The sequence below is a fragment of the Kitasatospora sp. NBC_00070 genome, from assembly GCF_045041205.1.
Taxonomy (GTDB): Bacteria; Actinomycetota; Actinomycetes; order Streptomycetales; family Streptomycetaceae; genus Kitasatospora.
The window spans coordinates 159,249-179,188 of the sequence record NZ_CP108248.1 but is presented as its reverse complement, the minus strand read 5'-3'; the positions used below and the strand labels follow the sequence as shown (position 1 = coordinate 179,188).

Here is a 19,940-nt window from a genome sequence, read left to right as displayed (position 1 = left end):
CCTGGCCGGGCACCTGGTCGACGGCGGCTACCTCATTCCGGCCGCCATCCACCGGGCCAGGACCGAGCATGGGATCGACCTGGTCGGACCGGCCAGGCTCGGACCCGGGGCACGGGCACCGCCGGGCTTCAACAAGGAGGACTTTCACCCCAACTGGGCATGACACGTCGCTGACCCGCCCGAACGGGCCAGCCAGCCCGCCTTGGGAAGCCGACACTCGCTGACGGGTACGAGCGGCTACTGGTGCCTCCTCCCCGGCGCCGTCCGCAGGCCCTGCGAAGACCGCCTGAAACGCACCGGGAGCACCGCCGGACGGGGCCGGCCTCCTGCTGCTGCCCAGCCCCGTGGGAGATCCAAAACCGCATTCGGACGAGCAGGGCACCCAGGCCTGGCAGGACCGGGATGCCACGAGAGCCGGCGGCGAGACCACAGTCTCCGAGACCGTGCACAACCACGGTCTGCGCAACCGCCGCTACTGAGGTTCCCCCGAGATGCGGAAGGCGCTGACAGCGGGTCAGATGGGACTCATGAGAGGACCGCTGACCATGGCTGCACCCCGGAAATACTCGTTGGAGTTGCGTGAGCGTGCGGTGCGGATGTATCGCACCGCCGAGCCGAAGCCCCAGATCAAGAAGCTGGCTGTCGACCTCGGCGTGCATCCCGAGGCTCTGCGCGGCTGGATCCGTCAGGCTGAAGCGGACGCCGGCGAACGCGACGACCGGCTGACCACCGACGAGCGTGCCGAACTCGCCGCCCTGCGCAAGGAGAACGTGCAGCTCAAGCGGGCCAACGACGTCCTGCGGACGGCCTCGGCGTTTTTCGCGGCGCAACTCGACCCGACCCGGCCCAGGTGACGGCGCTCGTTGACGAGCACCCCCGCCTGGGAGTCGAGTGCGTACTTCGGGAACTGCACATCCCCTCCACCACCTACTACCGGTGGCGCCGCGCCGAGAAGGAGCCGTGCGAACGGCGGCGCCGCGATGTCGAGCTGACCGGGAGGATCAAGGAGATTCACGCGGAGTCCGGCGGCAACTACGGCTCGCCACGCGTGCACGCCACCCTCAGACGCGAGGGCACCCAGGTGGGCCGCAAGCGGGTCGAGCGCCTGATGCGCGAAGCCGACATCGCCGGCATGAGCCCACGCCGCAAGGGCTTCACGCGCCGCGATCCGAAGGCCACCCTGGCCCCGGACCTGGTGAACCGGGACTTCACAGCCCAGGCGCCGAACCGGTTGTGGGTCACCGACCTGACGATGATCTCGACCAGCGAGGGCCCGCTGTGGCTCTCAGCGATCCGCGACGCCTTCTCCCGCCGCGTCGTCGCCTGGGAGACCTCAGCCCGCGCGGATGCCGACCTGGTCCTGACGACGCTGGAGTACGCACTCGCCAGTCGCGAGATCGAGCCGGGCAAGCTCATTCATCATGCCGATCACGGCTGCCAATACACATCCATCAAGCTGACAACCCGTCTACTACGGGCAGGAGTTGATGCTTCCATGGGCTCCATCGGGGACTCCTACGATAACGCCCTCGCGGAAAATCTGTGGATGCTGATCAAGACCGAGTGCGTGCGCGGGCGCGTCTTCGCCACACGTGCCGAGGCGAACCTCGCGCTCTTCGAGTACCTCGACGGCTTCTACAACAGCCGGCGCATCCAGAAACGACTCGGCTACCTCAGCCCCATCGAGTTCGAAGAGAAGCACTACGCCGACCAGGCGACGGCCGAACAAGCGAACCTGAACACCCGTCACCCCATCCTGACCAGCTGATCAGCGACACCCGCACAACGGGGGAACCTCATACCAAGGCACAGCGAAGATCCACATCCCCAGCACGTCCTCACCCCGCCGGAACCAGCATCGTCCGCCTCCACCAGCATCAGCCGGACCACCGCAGAACCGGCCCGGCAACCCGCTTCACGCGCCCGCGCGGGTAACTGCACGAGGAGACTCGACCCCGCAAACCCTGAAGATCACCAACAACATCCCGAAAACGGGGCAGAGCGGGTCTGTACGGGCTTCGGCTCTGTCGCGCATCCGGTGGTGACGGAGTGTCAGGTAGGCCGGGCGGGCGTTGGTGAGCGGATCGTGGCAGGTCGCCGTGCTTCGGGCCTCCGCGTGGCGTCACACCCTCATGGGGCTCTCCACCTCGGAGGACCGCACGGCTTCCGGGGCCACCAGCCCCGGCCGTATGGCCTTCGACCTGGGACCATCACCTTCAGCAACGGCAGTTACGTCTCGTTGCCACCGGATGCGCGACAGAGCCCTTGGCCGGACAGACCCGCCCCGGGCCGTCACCACACTTGGCGGCCGCCAGGTCCGTCGGCCGCGCCACCTTGCCCTGGCCCCACCAGCTGCCTGGCCCACGCGGCCCACGCGGCCTCACCCGACGTCGACTGGCCCCGCGGCCTTCCGCTGCTCACCGGTGACACCGGTGCCTACCAAGGGCTGAACATCAGGGTCTTCCGGCTGCAACCGCCCAGCTGACCAAACACGCGGCACCCGGCGGTCCACCCGAAAGGTGGACCGCCGCCGTCCACTGATGAACGACCGCACGCACCGGTGGTCGCGGGACTCCCCGTGGCAGGGTGGTGCCGTACGCTGTACGCCGCGGCTCAGCCCGACCGGGCAGACGGGAAGGCCAGCTCCGTCTCCAGCCCGAACTCCCCCAGGACGCTGCCGACCGTGGAGCTCCGGCCGTTCGCGACGCGGGTGCCCGCTGCGAAGTACATGTAGTCCCCGCTCTTGGCGGTCACCAGGGTGTAGTGGTCCTTGAAGTTCCTGTACCAGGTCCCCTTGACCTTTTTGCCGGTCGTCTCCCGGTATCCCCACCGCTCCAGCACGATCGACGCGCAGTAGTCGGGGCGAATCGACGACGTCGGGTCCGGCCGGTCGAACTGGAGGACGGGCGGACCACCCGACTGCTCCGTGACATAGCCCCACAACCGGCTCCCCGCGACCAGGACCGCTACGTAGGGTCGCTCCCCCGTGATGTCGTACTTCGTGAGGTCCTCCCGCAGCACCGGCCAGCCGGACACCTCTCGCGGTGCCTTCCGCCGGGGCGAAGTGGGCGGGGAGAGGGGCTTGGAGAAACCATCGAGTGTCTTCAGGAGCTCCGCCCCGGAGACCGCCTGGGCCGGTTTCTGTGGGAACGCCGCCACGACCACCTTCATGATGACGGTCAGGGCGTGCTTTCGGAGGGCTTCCCCGGGGTGGCTGCTGAGGGTCAGCGAGACTCCTCGCCCCGCGAGTGCCTCCGCGATCTTCTGCTGAGAGGTGTCCAGTATGCAGGTGTTGACCGCGGCCAGGGCCTGGGCCTGGATGGTGATGTTCGCTCTCACGAAGGCCTTCTCCATCCTGGCAGCCGTTGCGTCCGCCGACGACGCGGTGGTCGCCTCCGCCTTCCCCGCCGGGAGCTTGGCCGCTTCCACCGCCGCCATCATCTGCTGGTCGACGATCTCGGTCAGGGCGGTCTTCACGAGGGGGGTCAAGGAGGTGAGGTAGCCAGCCAGACCGCTGGGGTCGCCGACCGCGATGAAGGTGTCCAGCGCGGAGAAGGCGATCGCGATCCGCGCCTTCGTTTCCATACTGATGGCCTTGGCGATGGCGAGCGGGTTGTGGTCCAGGAGATCCAGGAACTGCTTTTCGGTCAGCTCCTCCGCTGTTTTGGAGGCCGCGGCCAGGGAGCTGTAGTGGCGGCGCAACTCCCGGTAGCCCTGCCTTGCGGTACTGACCGCTCCGACCGCCGGTTTCAGCAGGGGCGTCTTTCCCAGCACGCGGCTGATGCCTCCGAACACCAGCTCCAGCTCGCCTGCTGCCGTCTCCGTCGGGCTGTCGCTCATGGCGTAGTAGTAGTAGGCCGCGTCCGAGACGAGCTTCCTCATCGCCTTCGAGATCTCCGTGATCTCGCCGGCCAGGCCCTGGACCTTCTTCACAACCTTTACCGCCAGCTCACGGCGTTGGGCCAGCGCGGCGATCGCCCTCGTCGGGTCGCTGGTCTTCTCCAGTTGCTTCTGGGCCTCCTGGAGCTCCGTCATGCACTCCTGGATGCCACTGATCAGGTCCTTCGCGGCCGTGACCGCCTTCTCCGCCCTGGTGCATATACCGGTGTAGCCGTCGGCCAGGAGGGGGCCACAGTTGCTCTTGATGAACGACAGGACCCCGGCCTTCGAGATCTTGACCTCCATCGCATTGGCTTTCCGCCATTGGATGAAGACCGTCGCATGGTCCACCTCCAGACCTTGAAGGGTCGATTCAACAAAGAGGGCAATCGCCCTGTTGGACGCTGCGACGAGAGCCGCCTCCTTCGAGATGAGCTGGCGCCTGTCGGACGCGGTTCCCCCCGTTTCCCGGCCGAGCGCCGGCAGGGCTTCCTCCCGGGCCTTGCGAGCGATCTCCCGCCAGGTACCGGGAGTCCAGTCACCCTTCTTCAGGAGGTCATACACCTTGGCCTCGAAGGAGCCCGGGAGAAACTTCTCGGTCATGCCGCGCTCCGGTCCCGCCCCGGCGGCGACCGCGCCCTTGCGCTCCCGGCCGGCCGGTTCCGAGTCCTCCTGCCGGGCTGCCGACTCCCAGGCAGCCCTGGCGGGCATCCTCGACCGCTCTCCGGGCACCCGCAGCGCACGACCGTTCCTGCTGTGCTCGAGCGACCACCAGAAGCCGGCTTCACCGTTCCACCTCGGCCATGAATAGTCCGACGACCACAGCTGGAACGCGTGCGAGATCACCCCGGCCAGAACTTCCTGGGCATCCTGGTCGGTACCGTCGGCCGCCGCTTTCGCCAGCGCTCCGACGGTCTCCTCGGATCCATCGGGAAAGATCAGGTCCAGCAGGCTCGGCAAGATCTGGTTCTCGACCAGCAGGTCACGCCAGTCATTGCCGGATCCCACGCCGTAGGTATGGAAGTACGCGTCGAGGTTCTCGCGAACCCTGGCGATCGCCGCCGCTTCGCCCTCACGCGCGCAGAGGGCCCCCCTGACCACCCGAACACAATCCTCGCGTTCCCTGAAGCTCATGGCACTCTCCCGGTGGGGTTCGGATTCCAACCCTAAGCAGTGGCCCGAGGCTGCACATGGCACATAGGTCCGTCCTTGTCGGCGGTCCGATTTCCCCAACGGGCACTGGACATGTCGGACGATTCCGCGGGGCGGCCCAGGCGCTGGGGTGATGCTTCTTGTGAGGTCAAGTCGGTGATCGCATCTCGCTCTTCAACCTTCAACAGCCGGGACGCGATGAACAGCGCCAGGACGTCGTCCGCAGGGGGCATGCGGGTGCCATGCGAGGGCAGCGCGGCCAGAATCTTGACGAGCCCGCCGCAGCTGTCCGACTCCAGAATGTCCCCGGGATTCTCACCGGGCCTGAGGGAGACCGGCACGATGAGGTCCGCCATCTTCTTCTCGCCGGGCTTCAACCCCATGGCCCGTCCGACAGCTTGAACGATATCCGCCATGCTGCTCCGGCCGAGGATAAGGATCGACTCTGCGTTCGGGATATCCATATCGTCAGTGACGATCTTGCACTGGGACAGCACCTGATAGCCCAATCCGTCGGTTTCTCGTCCAGCCTGAACCTGCCGATGACCTCTTCCCGAAAATCCAGCGGATGCTCACCGGAGAGCCACTGCGCCCACACTTCAGCCGGATATTCCACCGGAGCCTGGAGATGAAGCCGCTCCGCCGTCTGGTTCAGCGTCTCGGAGAAATACCGGGCCTCGACGGTCCTGTTGTGGAAGGTGATCGTGCGCCGCAGGCCGCGTTCCGCAGCGACCTTGAGCAGCCCGGCCCGCATCGCGGCCAGCACCCTCATCCTCACTCCCGTCCACCGCATCACCCACCCCCGCACCCACGGCACCGGCTGCGCCTCGGTGGTCGGTACGGGGGTCACGCAGCTCCAGCACCACCACCTCGAACGCCGACAGCAACTCCTTCTCGATCGACTCCGCAAGGCCCAGGGCGTAGTACACGTGCGCCCCGAAGACCCGCACGTCGATCGACACCGCCAGCTCCTTCGGCAGCGGCTGGTGCACTCCCTCGCGGGGCTTCAGCAGCCGGCTCGGTGACGCCCAGATCCGCAGAGTCGCCGCCATGTAGCAGTGGCGGGCGGCCGGGATCTCCGCCTGGTCCTACACCACCGTCCAGCTCTTCTTGACAGTGAGCCTTTTCAGCGGTGCAGCTCCGGGGCGAGGACCGCCTTGGCTGCCGACGTCAAGCGGGTGTGGCGGTTCTCCTTGCGCGGGTACACCAGTACGACGAGCGCCCGCTGGGAGGGCGGAGCTTGCGGCGGCGGTCACCCGCCCGGGTGACGATGAGCATGGTGACCCACTCCACGGGCGCGTGTGGCAGGACGAGTAACCATCAGGGCCCCCAGCAGAAGAGTTGAGACGTCAGATGCCTCACTCAACTGCCGGGGAACCCTGTCCGTCCCGTCCCGTCTCGGTCCGCAGCCGCCCAGCCGCCCAGCCGTCACTCGATCCATACCGTCCTTCATGGGCTGTCCGGGTCATTCGTAAGATCGGGACACCCAGGGGTGCCGGGTATGGCTATCACCCGAGTGCCGTTGGTGTGGCTTCCACTGATTGGCCGCCCGGCACCCCGCGACGACTCGGCCGCTAATTGGGATGCGCGAACCAGATCGCTCGTATGGACACGTCGGCGAGGTCGACCGGCGGCTCCTGCGGATGTTCTATCTCTCAGCCCAGGTCGCCACCGTTTACTGCCCCGAATCGAAGCAGTTCTACCAGCGCAAACGCACCGAGGGGAAGTCCCACAAACAGGCTGTCCTGGCCCTCGCCAGGCGCCGCCTCAATGTCCTGTGGGCCCTCATACGCGACCACCGGCCCTTCGATACCACCGCCACCCGCTCTGGTTCCACAGCGGCTTGACGGCGTCACGGTACGTCACAACAGCTACTTGACAACATCATTGAGCGTTTTCCAACCTGAAGTTGCAGGTCGCCGGGCTGGTGTGGGCCGGAGGTGGGGTGCTCTGGCCGGTCGGGAGCGTGATCGCTGGCAGGTGATCATCCGTCAGCGGGAGATCTCGGCGTTCGTCAGCACGAGCAGAGCCCGCAAGAGAGCGGTCGCGTGCCGGGCGTTCATGCGGACCTTGGTGAGGATCCGCCAGTTCTTCAGGTCGGCGAAGCCGTGCTCGTTGGCCGCTCGCTCGCGGCTGACCAGCCGGTTCGCCTCCTTCTGGGCCTCGGTCAGCGGATGGCCCCGGGTCGCCCTGCGGCCGGTGACGATCACCGGGTCGGCGGGGTCGTCGTCCAGGCCGACGAAGCCCAGGTCGGCCAGGGCACCGAGACCGGCTTCGCGGAGCTTGGCGCAGATCTTGTTGTGGCGTGCGGAAGTGATCTCGCTGGAGCGCCCCGGCTTCGCCGCCGAGATCCAGACGAGGTTGCCCTTCTCGTCGGTCAGTGCGAGGAACAGCAGGCCGTGGACCTTGTGCTTCCCGCTGTAGTTGGGCCGGTTCTCGTCCCCGGTGCGTCTGCGGGTGCGTACCAGCGTGCCGTCCAGCAGCACCACGACGCCGCCCTGTCGGGTGATCTTCTTCAGGGCGCGGTCCAGTCGCGGGGCGCGGGCGGCGAGGAGTTCGATCACCTCCAGCAGCCAGCGGCGCACGGTGGAGGCGGACACGTCGTTGCCGCCGGCCATATCGCAAAGCCGCTGGTCGTGCCGCAACACGGCGAGCACGATGACGGCGATCCTGCCGGGCGCAAGCTTGCGCCAGCGCGAGCCGATCTTCTTCAGATGACCGCGTATCAGGTCGGCGACCATGCTCACGGTGTCGCTCGACAGCGACAGGCGGCACTGGTAGACAAGTCCTTCAGGACCCTCGGCGGGGCTGGTTTTCTTTCGCATGGAATCCCCAACTCCCGCCGGGGGCCCATGAGTTACGGATGGATTCGGCCGCCTCGCGCGGCGGCGTCCGACATCAGCGCAGGGTGTAGCGACCCGCCGGGGTCCGCCGCAGCCAGCCCCGATCCGCCAGTCGCCGCAGCTGGCCACGCAGTGGTTCGACCTGCGCCGGCTGCATTCCCTTGCCGAGCGCCAGCGCCACGTCCCCCGCCTTGACCGCCTCTTCCGCGCCCGCGACGACCTTGAGGATTGCCTGGTAGTCATCGGGCAGCACGCCGGCGTCCATGCCTGCTTCACGGTGTGGGACCAGCAGCATCCCGCCCGCCCCGGGAGTGGTCGTGACCCGCTCCAACTCCTCGGCCATGGCGGGGTCGTCCGCCTGACCGGTTCGCTGGGCGTCGGCAAACTGCCCGAACACCACCTCGGCTGCCTCCAACCGTGCGACTTCGACGTCGAGTTCGGCGAGTTCCTTGCGCAGCCGCTCGGCGCGGTCGGCCAGCACCAGCCGACGCTGCATCACCCACGTCAACACGTCCACCACCGGCATGCCTCCCGCCCGAACCCTCCTCGGAGGGTAGGAGGCCTCGGCAGTCGACTCCGGAGTTCGGGCGAACCGGCCACACGGCAGACGATCTCCTGCTAACGATCAGGTTCCCGACCAGCCTGAGCGCCCCAGCTCTGCACCACACCAGCACCGTGACCTGCAACTTCAAGATGAAACGAGCTCATTGGGAATCAGTGGCCGCTCTGAAAAGGCTCAAGGTGTTCACGGCTCGTGGGAGACACCTTCCAACCACCCCGAAAAGCCCAACCCGCACCACCCGTCAGGCGGTTCCGTGAGTGATCCTCATCGTCCGGCGAGCGCGAGCTCACGTCGCCGACGGCGGACCAGGCGAACGACGGTGGTGCTTATCGCGGTGGCAGCGAAGCAGGAGACCACGAGGCTCAGCCAGTCGGTGTTGAACCAGCGGCTGTTCAGCCAGCCGAGGCTGACGATATAGCTGGCCCAGACCAGCGCCGCCAACGCCGATAGCCGCAGGAATCGACGGCTGGAGTCGGTGGAGTTACCAACCGCGAGGTCGAGGATGGTCCGGCCCGCCGGGACGAAGCGGGCGACGATCACCAGGAGGGCCGCGGCCCATCCGGTCTGACTCGTCAGGTACTGCTGGAGCCGCGCGACGCTGGCCGCCAGCTCGGGCCGGTGGTCGAGGCGGCGTTGAACGGAGGGTGAGCCGCGCCGGACCAGGTTGAGCAGGACCAGGTCGCCGAGGAAGGAGGCCACGGCCACGCCGGCTGCCAGCAGCAGGGCACCTTCCATCTCCGAGGTGTTGAGCACCGCCAGGATCACCAGCGTGCCGCTCGGGATGAAGGGGAGGAAAGCGTCACCTAGTACGGCGAGGAGCGCGAGTGCGCAGATCCATACTGGTCCCACTGCCGTTACGGCATCCAAGGCGAAGCTCCCTGTCCAGTCGCCCGGAGGCCTCCGGGCGACTGCATGGTCAACGCTGGCGGGTGAACGTTTCATAGCCTGAGGCACATCATTGTGTCTCGTGCCACACCGGGAAGGCTTCGAGCGGGCCGCTGCACTGAACTTGTACTCGTGATGTCGGTCAGCCGTCCAAGGTGAGCCTGGTGCCGGCGAGGCAGCCGTCGACAAGGTACGGGCGGTACTGGATCTGTTTGAGTTCGTGCTTGACGATCCCCCTTTGGGTTGGCCGATGCCAGCCGTGGTGGTCAGCCCACGGTCTCGCAGGATCGCCGGTCGATCTCGTCGAACCTCACGCAGAGCTCCCCGGAGAAATGGAACCAGCCTCAGCTCACGGACAGTGTTCCCCGTGGCCCCACTGGGGCGGCCTGCCCCCCGAGAGGGGCGCCAGAGGGGCCTCCAGGCCCTACCCAGCGGTCCCGCAAGCCCACCGGTCAATTCCGTCGAAGCGGACGCGCAATTCCCCGCAGAAATGGCGGGCTGCCGTGGGTGTGGCGGTGGTCATGGTTGTGCCCGTCCTCGCTGGTCTCCTGCCCAAACCGCATCAACGACTACCTGGTGCGGTGCTCGTGTAGAAGCACAAACAGTTCCGGGGCCGGTGCTGTTTCTTCTCTCTGCGCTCGCTGACCGCGGAGGCTGCTCCAGTGGCGCTTGACTTCGGCACGGAGGTGGTGGGGATGGATTTGCGCTTGGCCGAACGGGGAGGGCGGCCTGCTGGGCCTTGCCTGGAGCTGGCCCCTGCGGAAGGCACAGAGGTGTCTTCCGTTGTCGGGTCGGGCGCGGCCGTTTGCGGGCGGGGGAAGGCCATTTTGGAAGCGAGGACCCAGCGTGGGTCCCACCGCTGGTGTGACGGGCTCCGGGTCGGAGGACTGGCGCTGGCGGTAGGACCATCGCTGGCAACTGCGTCTCAGCCGGGGCGGTGCACCTGAGAGCGCCACGTACTGCTTTGAGGAGCACCAGGACCGTACTCGACAGCGGGTGTGACTGGCCGTCATTCTGGTTGTGGTGGTTGGTAGCTGATCTGGCCGGTGGTCTCGTCGTTGGGGACGGTGAGGGCGTTGGCGGGACGGCGGCGTGCAGGCTCTGGCCTCCTGCGGCCCGGGCGGGTCGCGGTGCCGCCTGTCACTGCGGTGTCTGGAGAAACTCGCCGCGTATCTGGCCGAGGGTCCGGCCACGCACGGCTGGGTGGAGGGCCAGGTGTGGACCGCGGCGCGGAGATCCTCGTCGTGACCGGCGACAACCCCGAGCGGATCAAGTCCGAGGCTACTCTCGCCAAGCTCGCGGGCATCGCCCCCGTGCCCACCAGCTCCGGCATGACCAGCGGCAGGCACCGGATCAACCACGGTGGCCACCGCCAGCTCAGCGCCGAAGGCAAGACCAAACGCGAGATCATCCGATGCCTCAAACGCCACGTCATCCGCGAGGTCTACCACCTGCTCCGACCCACCCCGCGAACGGCCTCCGCAGCGAGTTGACAACTATAGGAGCGTCAACGCCCTGATGGAGACGATCAACGGTCTCTACAAGGCCGAGTGCATCCGCACCAAGGTCTTCCACGACGGCCCCTGGAGAACCGTCTCCGACGTCGAGTACGCCACCGCCGCGTGGGTGGACTGGTACAACAACCGCCCCGTCTGCACTCCACTCTGGGCATGATCAGCCCCACCGAGTACGAGGCAGCACACTACGCTGACCCACGAGCTGTGGCCGACTGGTCATCGGCCGCCAAACCACCGGCAGGAAAGTCGGAACGGTTCAGAGAGTCCAGTGGGTTCCGGGAAGAGGGCCGCCCGGGCGGAGGTTCCCGACGTTCGGGCAGAGAAGGTCGGAGCACCTGCAGTTCGCTCGCTCCTGACTCGCGACTGGCGGAGACTGTGGCTACCTGTCCTCCCTCACCTCCTGGACCGATCATGAAAAGAGCTCTTGCGACGCTCCTGTGCACTGGCATGCTCACAACTGCGGGCCTCGTTGCTATCCCGACAGCGGCGAACGCGGCCCCAACCCCACCCCAGAAGGCCACGACGTACAAGTGCGACAGCACCAAGTTCGGAAAGCAGTCCGTGACCCTGAGCACGACCGCCAGCCCCACCACCGTCGCGAACTCACCGTTCTTCCAATGGCTGGGGATCATTCCCAGTAGCTGCAAGATCCTGCCGGCCACCTGACACGCCCTCACCCAGCGAGCTGGCTCCGGTTCAGGAGACAGCGGCATTCGGTACTCGCACCGGCGGATCCAGTGCTTGGGCGGTGCGCGGGATGGCGAGGGCGAGGCGGTAGCCGATACAGCCGTCTCGCCAGAGCGGACCGGAGCCTTGGGGTGGGCGCTGTTTTTACCGGTTTGCTCTCACCCGATTCCGTAGCGGGCCTGATCAGGAGGCGCAGGCCTGCGCCGGCTTCCGTCGTGGCTTTTGGTCGTGACCAGTTCGTCGTGGCACCGTGCCACGGGCGGGCCGGGGAACGGCGCAGCCTGCGCTCTTGCAGGCGCGTTCCAGGGCATCGTCGCCCAGGTGCCGGTCCGGGGTGGTTCGGCCATGCCGTCCGCCCAGAGGCGAGAGGCAGCGGTCGATGGCGCGAATGCCAACCCGCGGGAAGGACGCGGTGACGGCTTTGGTGAGCGCGCCCAGGTCTTCCCAGGAGCGGATGGTGGCGGCTGTGAGTTTCCCGGCCGCGCTGACGGAAGTTCTCGGGTCCGGTCGTGGTGAACATCGTCCACCGCTCCACCAAGACTTGCAGCCATCCAGCCGGCGGCACCAGTACCGCGAGCCGGATCGCTGGGGTCACCGGCGTCCCGCAGTCGGCTCAGGAAGTGGCCAGAAGCGCCTTCGCCAAGCCCCTTGGCCTCCTCGACATCCCCCGCCGACCAGGGCGAACGTCGGAAAATCAGACCTTGCAGAGCTCTGCGTGCGGCGCATGGTGGGTCGAAGGGTTAACCCGGCTTCGAACAGCGGTGCCGGGATGGCAGCCGCCGGGCAGGGGTTCCTCGCCGGTCTCGACACCGCACTACTGGCGTGCGCTCTGGTGACCTTCATGGGCGCTGCCCTCGTGGTAGGGATGATCAGGGAGCACGACACCGGCAGCGTCACCACCGGGCACCGGGCGAACCGTCCCCTCTTCCCTGCCGACTGAGTCGGCCCGGGGGGACCGCTGCCTGTCCGGCCCGGGTTGTCTGCCTGACGGACGGCTCAGCAGTAGACCGGCGGGTGGAGGGCGGGGGGTGAAGATAGCGGTCCGGGCCGCGTCGTTCCCGAGTCGGTGCGACGGGCCGGTGCGAGGCCTTTGGGGTAACCACGAGGACCAATGGAGGTGGTCATGCCGTGTGGACTTGACGGCCGGGGCTGCACCCAGGGCGGAGAACCGGCCTCCGACCCGGTCTACAGCCGCTGCGAGACTTGCAAACTCGATTTTCACCGCGCCTGTGCGACAGCGCCGTTCGTTCCCTGCCCGTTGTGCAGGGGCGGCCTGTCCTTGGCCGGCACCGGCCGTCGGCGCCTCGTACCTGCCGCAGGACGGGCGGGGGACGTCCGTACCCTGGCCCGGGCTTACGTCAGCACTACGCCTCCTCCTCCGCTCCCAGGCGCACCTTCTCCCGGCCCGGCTGCCACATCGGAGCACCGAGGAATTCGTCGGCCCCGTGCGGAGCCGCCGACTCCGGCAGCTGATTCCGTGCAGGCCTCAGCCGGCCCTCGGCCCCGTCGGCCTGCTGCTGCCCGCGCCTCTTCCCCCGTCGTCGGGGCGGTGCTGCTCGACATACCCGGCAGCAGCACCGCAGGGGCCGGAGACGGGCATACACGGATCAGTGTCTCGGCTGCCGCCAAGGAGAAGAAGACGTCGGTCTCCACCGCACAGTCCCCAGCCCCCACCAGACGGACGATGCGCACACCAGATGTAACGGACATCACCGCGATCGCGGCCCTGTGGCAGGGCACCGTCATTAGTGACCCCCCGCAGTGTGCCCTGGGCTGCGGGGCCGACCTCGACTTCGCCGGGACAGGTACGGCAGCCGTCGTCCGATGTCCCGTCGGCTACGACCCCAAGCACGTGCTGGGCCCCTTTTATCACAAGGGCTGCCTGTCTCCTGGCGAAAAGTGCGGAGTCTGCCAAACCCGTGTCGGCGACGAGAACGTCGTTTTCGATTCCACCATGCAGCACCCCGTTCCGGGGGAGATATGGACGGAGGTCAGGTCCGGTCGATGGTCCGCCGATTGCCATATTCGCCGGGTCGGGCAGCTGTGCTATGCGGCAGCGGCGGCCATGGTCGCGCGATCCTACGGCTTCCGGGAGACCGAGGCAGCGGACATGATGCACGCCTACATACTCAGCGTGCTGGAAATCGAAACCGGAGGTGCGGGTTCCCCCATAGAGTGGGCTGCCCGGTACATCCACCACTATCGAGAGGCCGAGAAGAGTGCGACCGGCGTCACCGTCCAAGACGTTCACCTGCGACTGCGCCAAATCGGCGGGAAAGGCTCTGCGGGACTGGACGACGCTGAGAACAGAATGGGTTATCCGGTGTTCACCACGCCGATGCTCGCTGCGGGAATCGAAGCCACCGTGGGTGGAACCCTTTCCTTCGAGGCGATCAAGGGGCACATAGGGAACGGCCGGCTCATCATGGTGGGACTCAAGGCGGGCGAACACTGGATCGTCGTGACCGGATACCGGGAGAGCAGCAGAGGGAGGCAGCTCCTGATCTACGCAGACCCGGATAAAAGCTGCACTGACGTAGCCGTCAGGGTCTTCTCCTCCGACGAGCAGGCAGTGACCATCATCGCCTAGTACTCCAGCAGCGGTTCGCTGTCCGGCCTGGTCATAGTCCTCGTGGTGGGTGGCCTCCGGAGAACCTCAGGGGGTTCCGTAGGCCGCTGAGGTAGAGGCGGCCTAACCTCGGCCTTTCACGGCGAGCACTGTCCGACGGGTGATCAGAAAAGAGAAAAGTGCTCCTGACCTGCAACGATGGGACTTGTCTAGGGTCCAGTCAGCTGCATGGAAAGAAGCACTTCTCAGGTGAACAGTATCGGGTCGTATCCGCGTGTCCGCGTCGAGGGCGGTGGCCGCGGGGTGGTCTCGCAGTCCGGCGCCGTGCTGCTGGTCGAGACCGCCCGCAAGACAGGGCTAGATGCGGCGATATCGACGGCACTGGCGCCGTGGCGCAAGGCTCGGGCCGTCCATGATCCCGGCAAGGTCCTGCTGGACGTCGCGCTCGCGGTGGCCCTTGGCGGGGACTGCCTGGCTGATGTCGCGATGCTGCGGGCCGAGCCCGCCGTGTTCGGCCCGGTGGCCTCCGACCCGACCGTCTCGCGCCTGGTCGACACCCTCGCCGCGGCCGGGCCCCGCGCACTCGCGGCGATCCGGCGGGCGCGGGCCGAAGTCCGCGAGCGGGCCTGGCGGTTGGCCGGCGAGGCGGCCCCGGACGCGGGCGGCGAGGTGGTCGTGGACATCGACGGAGTGCTGGTCCTCGCGCACTCCGAAAAGCAGGACGCGGCCAAGACCTGGAAGAAGACGTTCGGGCACCACCCACTGTTCGCGTTCGTCGACCACGGCCCAGGCGGGTCTGGAGAGCCGGTCGCCGGGCTGCTGCGGCCGGGGAACGCCGGCAGCAACACGGCCGCAGACCACATCGAAGCGGCCCGGACGGCACTGGCCCAGCTACCGAAGAAGTACCGGCGCGGACGCCGAACCCTGATCCGCACCGACTCCGCCGGCGGCACCCACGACTTCCTGAACTGGCTCACCACACGCGGCCGGTGGCTGTCCTACTCGGTGGGGATGACCATCACCGGCGGCATCCACCAGGCCGTGCTGAAGATCCCGGCCTCTGCCTGGACCCCCGCAGTCGAACCCGGCGGAGAGATCCGCGACGGCGCCTGGGTTGCCGAGCTCGCCGGCGATGTCCTCAAAGGCTGGCCGAAGGGGATGCGGCTGATCGTCCGCAAGGAACGGCCGCACCCCGGCGCGCAGTTGCGCTTCACCGACGCCGACGGCATGCGGCTGACCTGCTTCGCCACCAACACCACCCACGCCCCGATAGCCCGGCTGGAGCTGCGGCACCGCCAGCGGGCCCGCGCTGAGGACCGCATCCGCGCCGCCCGCGACACCGGACTGCGCAACCTGCCCCTCCACCGGTTCGCGCAGAACCAGGTCTGGCTGGAGATCGTCCAGCTCGCACTCGACCTGCTCGCCTGGATGCCCATGCTCGCCCTGACCGGCACCGCCCGCCGCTGGGAACCCAAACGCCTACGGCTGCGGCTGTTCTCCGCCGCCGCCCAGCTCGTCACCACCGGCCGCTGCCGCTACCTCCGCCTGGCCCGCCACTGGCCCTGGACCGACACGATCACCAGCGCGTTCGCACGCCTACACGCCCTGCCAGACCCCGGCTGACCAGCGATAACGCCCCACCCCGACGAGCACTCGACCACTTCCGGAGCTGTGGAACCCGGCGCCCACCCGACGCGACAGCCGGGTCACAAGCCTGCCCACCGGCGGAAACACCCCGCCCGGACAAGCAGAAACGGCCCGCCAGCCAAGCTGACGAACCGTCATGCAAGATCGAGGCTAAGCGTCGTCGAGGGGTACGGAGCCCGCGTGGCCGGTACCATCCGGGGCGGCTGTCCTGTACCCGATCCGGGTGCCGCTCAGCGGACGGTGATGCCGAACGTCTTCTCCAGAGCTGTCCGGATGAGGTCGACGGGGCCCACCGCGGAAGGCATCTTCAGGAGGAATTCCCTCCTTCCGAAGCGTTTCTTCATGACTACCAGTTCGCCGATCTGATTCCCGATCCCCATGGTTTCGGAGCGGAGTCTCCCCAAGTCCTCCAGGAACTCATTCGAGAGGTTCACACGGTTCAGGAGGTACACGCTTCTGGCTGAGCCGTCTTCATGCCCTCGGAAGTGCTTTGAGGGCATGAAGACGTAGTACGTCGGCCGGCTCCAGTCCGGGGTTTTCTGATATACTCCGCTCTCGATCAGGCCGTATCCGATGAGGTCGTCGAAGACTTCGCGCTTCCATTCCGCTGCCCAGGTGTCCTTCGGGAGTATATCGAGCAGCCCTCGCGCCGCGTTGCCGATCGTGGCCGGTCCACTGTTCATCACGATAGCTATGCGGGCGATCAGATCTTCTGATATTCCTTCGCCGGGGGTCAGTTCTCGCAGTGGGATGTAGTGCCCGGGGCGGGCAACTTCGAAAGATCTTTCATCCGAGCCCACGACAAGGGTCGGTTCTGCCAGGACCGGGTGGCTGACGGACTCGTGCTCCGCCACCCTCTCGACCTCGACGCTGGCCGTCCCTGCCGTGGTCCCGAGGCTCGCCCTGCTCGGACGTCCCTTCAAGAACGAGATGCTGCTGTTTCCGAGCTTGCGGACGGCCAGATCGATGTGACGCTCGCTGGTTCCGTCGACGAGGTGCACGGCGGTCTTCCCTGCGGCTTCCCCAGGGATCGCGTAAGCACCGCCAGTGGAGCCTCCGGCGGTGGTCAAGGCGTCTGCCCGTTCCCGGCTGAGGGCGGCTGCGTCCTTGAAGAGGAAGATCCGTTGCCTGAGATAGGCGTAGCGGAAGGCGCCTGGTTCCAGGGGGCTGGCCTTCCCGGGAAACTGGGCAGTACTTTTCTCGCCGAGCATGGAATGGATTCTTTCGATCAAGTCCGACTTGTAGCCCGAGACCGTGTCTTCCAAATCCGAGCCTGCCAGGGCGGCACCGGCCGTCTTGACCCGTCTGTACAGTTCGAGAGCACCGTCGAGCGACGAGGCGCTCTCTCGCAGGGCGATCCACTCCTCGACGGACGCGGCCTGTTTCTTGTCCTTCGGCAGCTGCCATTCTTTGATCGCACGGTGCCGCGCGGCGAGGACCTTGAGGCCCGCCAGATCTGATGGTGGGGGGACCTGCTGGGCAGCCTGCTTCTTGCCGAGGGGTGGGATGTCGGGTGCTGCCCGCTCGGTCCGGGGCGGTTCGCGGTGTACGGCGCCAGACTTCGACTCCCGCCTGGCCGGAGCCGACGGCGTGGCCTCGGGCGGCGTGGCATCCCCCGCCCGCGCACGGGCGGGGGATGCCGGCTCTCCTCCGAAACCGACCAGGGTCGTACTGCTGCCGCCGTCCCGCAGGGCGTTCCGGAAGACGCTCGGGTCGCATGCCGAGGTATCTCCGGCGAGGTACTCGACGGTCAGGGAATTGGGCACCAGCGCGCCACGTCGGCGGGTGAAGGTCATCCGGCCCCAGGCGGATCCGATCAGTGGGAGGATATCCTCGCCCATCGAGGTCAGCAGGGTGAAACCCCGGGCATTCGGTGCCCCGACGACCACCGCAGGGGATTCCACGTGGTCCCGGCGTTGCTGAAGGAAGTAGAATTCCCCCTGGGAACCGATGGCTGTCATCACTTTGAAGGTTTCGTAGAAGCCGGGCTCTCCCATGCTCCGGAGGTCAGGGAGGTAGACGGAGAAATTTCGCCAGAAATGCTCGAGCTCGTGCTTCAGAATCTCGTCGGCGGTTGCTTTCCGGTCGCCGATTATACCGGATCTGTGCACGGCCTCGGAATAGGCCTTGAAGAAGTATTCCGGGCTTCCCAGGCGGCATTCTCGGTACGCTCTGACAGCATCGTTGAACGTTCCCAGGCCGTCTCCGCCGAGCGGTTCCAGATGGTCCAGGTTGTTGTCGACGCTCAAGCAGATTCCACGGGCGAAGCTTTCGATCTGGGCATCGTCGATGTACATGGCTCCTCCGGCGGTCCGGCTCGTTCCCTGCGCGCGGGGTGAGACCAACGCTAACCTCGATCTTGCATGACGGTTCGTCAGCTTGGCTGGCGGGCCGTTTCTGCTTGTCCGGGCGGGGTGTTTCCGCCGGTGGGCAGGCTTGTGACCCGGCTGTCGCGTCGGGTGGGCGCCGGGTTCCACGGTTCCGGATGTTGTCTGGTGTTCGTTGGGGTGGGGCGTTGTTGCTGGTCAGTCGGGGTCTGGCAGGGCGTGCAGGCGGGCGAACGCGCCTGTGATCACGTCGGTCCAGGGCCAGTGGCGGGCGAGGCGGAGGTAGCGGCGGCGGCCGGTGGTGACGAGCTGGGCGGCGGCGGAGAACAGCCGCAGCCGTAGGCGTTTGGGTTCCCAGCGGCGGGCGGTGCCGGTCAGGGCGAGCATGGGCATCCAGGCGAGCAGGTCGAGTGCGAGCTGGACGATCTCCAGCCAGACCTGGTTCTGCGCGAACCGGTGGAGGGGCAGGTTGCGCAGGCCGGTGTCGCGGGCGGCGCGGATGCGGTCCTCGGCGCGGGCCCGCTGACGGTGCCGCAGCTCCAGGCGGGCGATCGGGGCGTGGGTGGTGTTGGTGGCGAAGCAGGTCAGCCGCATTCCGTCGGCGTCGGTGAAGCGCAACTGCGCTCCGGGGTGCGGCCGTTCCTTGCGGACGATCAGCCGCATCCCCTTCGGCCAGCCCTTGAGGACGTCGCCGGCGAGTTCGGCGACCCAGGCGCCGTCGCGGACCTGCCCGTCCGGTTCGAGGGCCGGGGTCCAGGCCGGGGCCGGGATCTTCAGTACCGCCTGGTGGATGGCGTCGGTGATGGTCATCCCGACCGAGTAGGACAGCCATCGGCCGCGTGCGGTGAGCCAGTTGAGGAAGTCGTGGGTGCCGCCGGCGGAGTCGGTTCGGATCAGGGTGCGGCGTCCGCGCCGGTACTTCTTCGGTAGCTGGGCCAGTGCCGTCCGGGCCGCTTCGATGTGGTCTGCGGCCGTGTTGCTGCCGGCGTTCCCCGGCCGCAGCAGCCCGGCGACCGGCTCCCCGGACCCGTCCGGGCCGTGGTCGACGAACGCGAACAGCGGATGGTGGCCGAACGTCTTCTTCCAGGTCTTGGCCGCGTCCTGCTTCTCGGAGTGCGACAGGACCAGCACTCCGTCGATGTCCACGACCACCTCGCCGCCCGCGTCCGGGGCCGCCTCGCCGGCCAACCGCCAGACCCGCCCGCGGACTTCGGCCCGTGCCCGGCGGATCGCCGCAAGGGCACGGGGTCCGGCCGCGGCGAGGGTGTCGACCAGGCGCGAGACGGTCGGATCGGAAGCGACCGGTCCGAACACCGCGGGCTCGGCCCGCAGCATCGCGACATCGGCCAGGCAGTCCCCGCCCAGGGCCACCGCGAGCGCGACGTCCAGCAGGATCTTGCCCGGGTCATGGACCGCGCGCGCTTTGCGCCACGGCGCCAGTGCCGCCGATATCGCCGCGTCCAGCCCCACCTTGCGGGCCGTCTCGACCAGCAGAACGGCACCGGACTGCGAGACCACCCCGCGACCACCGCCCTCGACGCGGACACGCGGATACGACCCGCTACGCTTACTCACCTGGAAAGTGCCTCCGACCGGGGCGGGAACAGGGACCTAGACAATCCTCATTCTCGCTGGTCAGAGGCCCTTTCTGCTTTCCTGACCACTCGTCGGACAGCTGGCCTCATGAAAGCCCGAGGCTAAGCAGGGCGGCGCTCGCGAGCCATGGGCCGGCGACGTCTGTGCCCTTGTGTGAAGCGGATCGTGGACCATCGGCAGGGTTCCGCTCGGGAGCAAGGCCGGGGCGGCCCGATCGCGTCGGCCCGGGCAGAGCGTGGTCCTGACGGCCCGTCCACGACCCCGGCTGCGCAGCCG

At 67.5% G+C, this 19,940-nt stretch carries 12 protein-coding genes and 4 pseudogenes; 7 read left to right on the top strand and 9 right to left on the bottom strand.

Features of this window, described 5'->3' with window-relative positions:
• The first annotated feature begins 545 nt into the window (after positions 1 to 545).
• Positions 546 to 854 carry a transposase gene (locus tag OHV05_RS35825; RefSeq protein ID WP_331730085.1) on the top strand — a complete coding sequence of 103 codons (309 nt, stop codon included), beginning with the start codon at positions 546 to 548 and terminating at the stop codon, positions 852 to 854.
• Complete coding sequence (locus tag OHV05_RS35820) at positions 851 to 1,768, top strand: IS3 family transposase (protein WP_331730083.1); 918 nt, start codon at positions 851 to 853, stop codon at positions 1,766 to 1,768. The genes OHV05_RS35825 and OHV05_RS35820 overlap by 4 nt, the downstream gene beginning before the upstream one ends.
• 845 nt (positions 1,769 to 2,613) lie before the next feature.
• Here the strand turns inward: OHV05_RS35820 and OHV05_RS35815 are convergent.
• From OHV05_RS35815 to OHV05_RS35800, 4 genes and pseudogenes are all read right to left on the bottom strand, one after another.
• Complete coding sequence (locus OHV05_RS35815) at positions 2,614 to 5,013, bottom strand: hypothetical protein (RefSeq protein WP_331730176.1); 2,400 nt, start codon at positions 5,011 to 5,013, stop codon at positions 2,614 to 2,616.
• Between the two features lie 32 nt (positions 5,014 to 5,045).
• Positions 5,046 to 5,540, bottom strand: a complete 495-nt coding sequence (locus OHV05_RS35810) for a hypothetical protein (RefSeq protein ID WP_331730174.1) — start codon at positions 5,538 to 5,540, stop codon at positions 5,046 to 5,048.
• 90 nt (positions 5,541 to 5,630) lie between these two features.
• Positions 5,631 to 5,993 (bottom strand): hypothetical protein, encoded by a 363-nt coding sequence (locus tag OHV05_RS35805; protein WP_405021630.1) that lies wholly within the window; start codon positions 5,991 to 5,993, stop codon positions 5,631 to 5,633.
• Between the two features lie 197 nt (positions 5,994 to 6,190).
• A pseudogene (locus OHV05_RS35800) lies at positions 6,191 to 6,309 on the bottom strand (IS5/IS1182 family transposase); the annotation flags it as partial.
• A 347-nt stretch (positions 6,310 to 6,656) separates the two neighbouring features.
• Here OHV05_RS35800 and OHV05_RS35795 point away from each other — a divergent pair.
• Positions 6,657 to 6,878: pseudogene (locus tag OHV05_RS35795) on the top strand (IS110 family transposase); the annotation flags it as partial.
• 144 nt (positions 6,879 to 7,022) lie between these two features.
• Here OHV05_RS35795 and OHV05_RS35790 read toward each other — a convergent pair.
• The 3 genes from OHV05_RS35790 to OHV05_RS35780 form a co-directional block, all read right to left on the bottom strand.
• Positions 7,023 to 7,772, bottom strand: coding sequence for a transposase family protein (locus OHV05_RS35790; RefSeq protein WP_405021629.1), 750 nt, complete (start codon positions 7,770 to 7,772; stop codon positions 7,023 to 7,025).
• A gap of 157 nt (positions 7,773 to 7,929) precedes the next feature.
• Positions 7,930 to 8,400: a hypothetical protein gene (locus OHV05_RS35785; RefSeq protein ID WP_405021628.1), complete on the bottom strand. Its 471-nt coding sequence runs from the start codon at positions 8,398 to 8,400 to the stop codon at positions 7,930 to 7,932.
• Positions 8,401 to 8,700: 300 nt separating this feature from the next.
• Positions 8,701 to 9,285, bottom strand: coding sequence for a DedA family protein (locus OHV05_RS35780; RefSeq protein WP_405021627.1), 585 nt, complete (start codon positions 9,283 to 9,285; stop codon positions 8,701 to 8,703).
• A gap of 1,082 nt (positions 9,286 to 10,367) precedes the next feature.
• On the opposite strand from OHV05_RS35780, the pseudogene OHV05_RS35775 reads away from it, so the two are divergent.
• From OHV05_RS35775 to OHV05_RS35760, 4 genes and pseudogenes are all read left to right on the top strand, one after another.
• Positions 10,368 to 10,640: pseudogene (locus OHV05_RS35775) on the top strand (hypothetical protein); the annotation flags it as partial.
• Positions 10,641 to 10,830: 190 nt separating this feature from the next.
• A pseudogene (locus tag OHV05_RS35770) lies at positions 10,831 to 11,030 on the top strand (integrase core domain-containing protein); the annotation flags it as partial.
• Between the two features lie 2,044 nt (positions 11,031 to 13,074).
• Positions 13,075 to 14,115: a hypothetical protein gene (locus OHV05_RS35765; protein ID WP_331730162.1), complete on the top strand. Its 1,041-nt coding sequence runs from the start codon at positions 13,075 to 13,077 to the stop codon at positions 14,113 to 14,115.
• Between the two features lie 207 nt (positions 14,116 to 14,322).
• A complete protein-coding gene (locus OHV05_RS35760) occupies positions 14,323 to 15,717 on the top strand; it encodes an IS1380 family transposase (protein WP_331730161.1) in 1,395 nt (464 codons plus the stop codon).
• A gap of 254 nt (positions 15,718 to 15,971) precedes the next feature.
• Here OHV05_RS35760 and OHV05_RS35755 read toward each other — a convergent pair whose 3' ends face one another.
• Both OHV05_RS35755 and OHV05_RS35750 read right to left on the bottom strand, forming a co-directional pair.
• Positions 15,972 to 18,038, bottom strand: a complete 2,067-nt coding sequence (locus tag OHV05_RS35755; protein ID WP_331730158.1) for a hypothetical protein — start codon at positions 18,036 to 18,038, stop codon at positions 15,972 to 15,974.
• Between the two features lie 228 nt (positions 18,039 to 18,266).
• Positions 18,267 to 19,643, bottom strand: a complete 1,377-nt coding sequence (locus tag OHV05_RS35750) for an IS1380 family transposase (protein WP_331730156.1) — start codon at positions 19,641 to 19,643, stop codon at positions 18,267 to 18,269.
• Between the last annotated feature and the right edge of the window lie 297 nt (positions 19,644 to 19,940).

Bases quoted from the DNA above. Each gene is read 5' to 3' on its own strand.
- OHV05_RS35825 (WP_331730085.1), top strand. From the start codon at position 546: ATGGCTGCACCCCGGAAATACTCGTTGGAGTTGCGTGAGCGTGCGGTG.
- OHV05_RS35815 (WP_331730176.1), bottom strand. From the start codon at position 5,013: ATGAGCTTCAGGGAACGCGAGGATTGTGTTCGGGTGGTCAGGGGGGCC.
- OHV05_RS35790 (WP_405021629.1), bottom strand. From the start codon at position 7,772: ATGGTCGCCGACCTGATACGCGGTCATCTGAAGAAGATCGGCTCGCGC.
- OHV05_RS35785 (WP_405021628.1), bottom strand. From the start codon at position 8,400: ATGCCGGTGGTGGACGTGTTGACGTGGGTGATGCAGCGTCGGCTGGTG.
- OHV05_RS35760 (WP_331730161.1), top strand. From the start codon at position 14,323: ATGGAAAGAAGCACTTCTCAGGTGAACAGTATCGGGTCGTATCCGCGT.
- OHV05_RS35755 (WP_331730158.1), bottom strand. From the start codon at position 18,038: ATGTACATCGACGATGCCCAGATCGAAAGCTTCGCCCGTGGAATCTGC.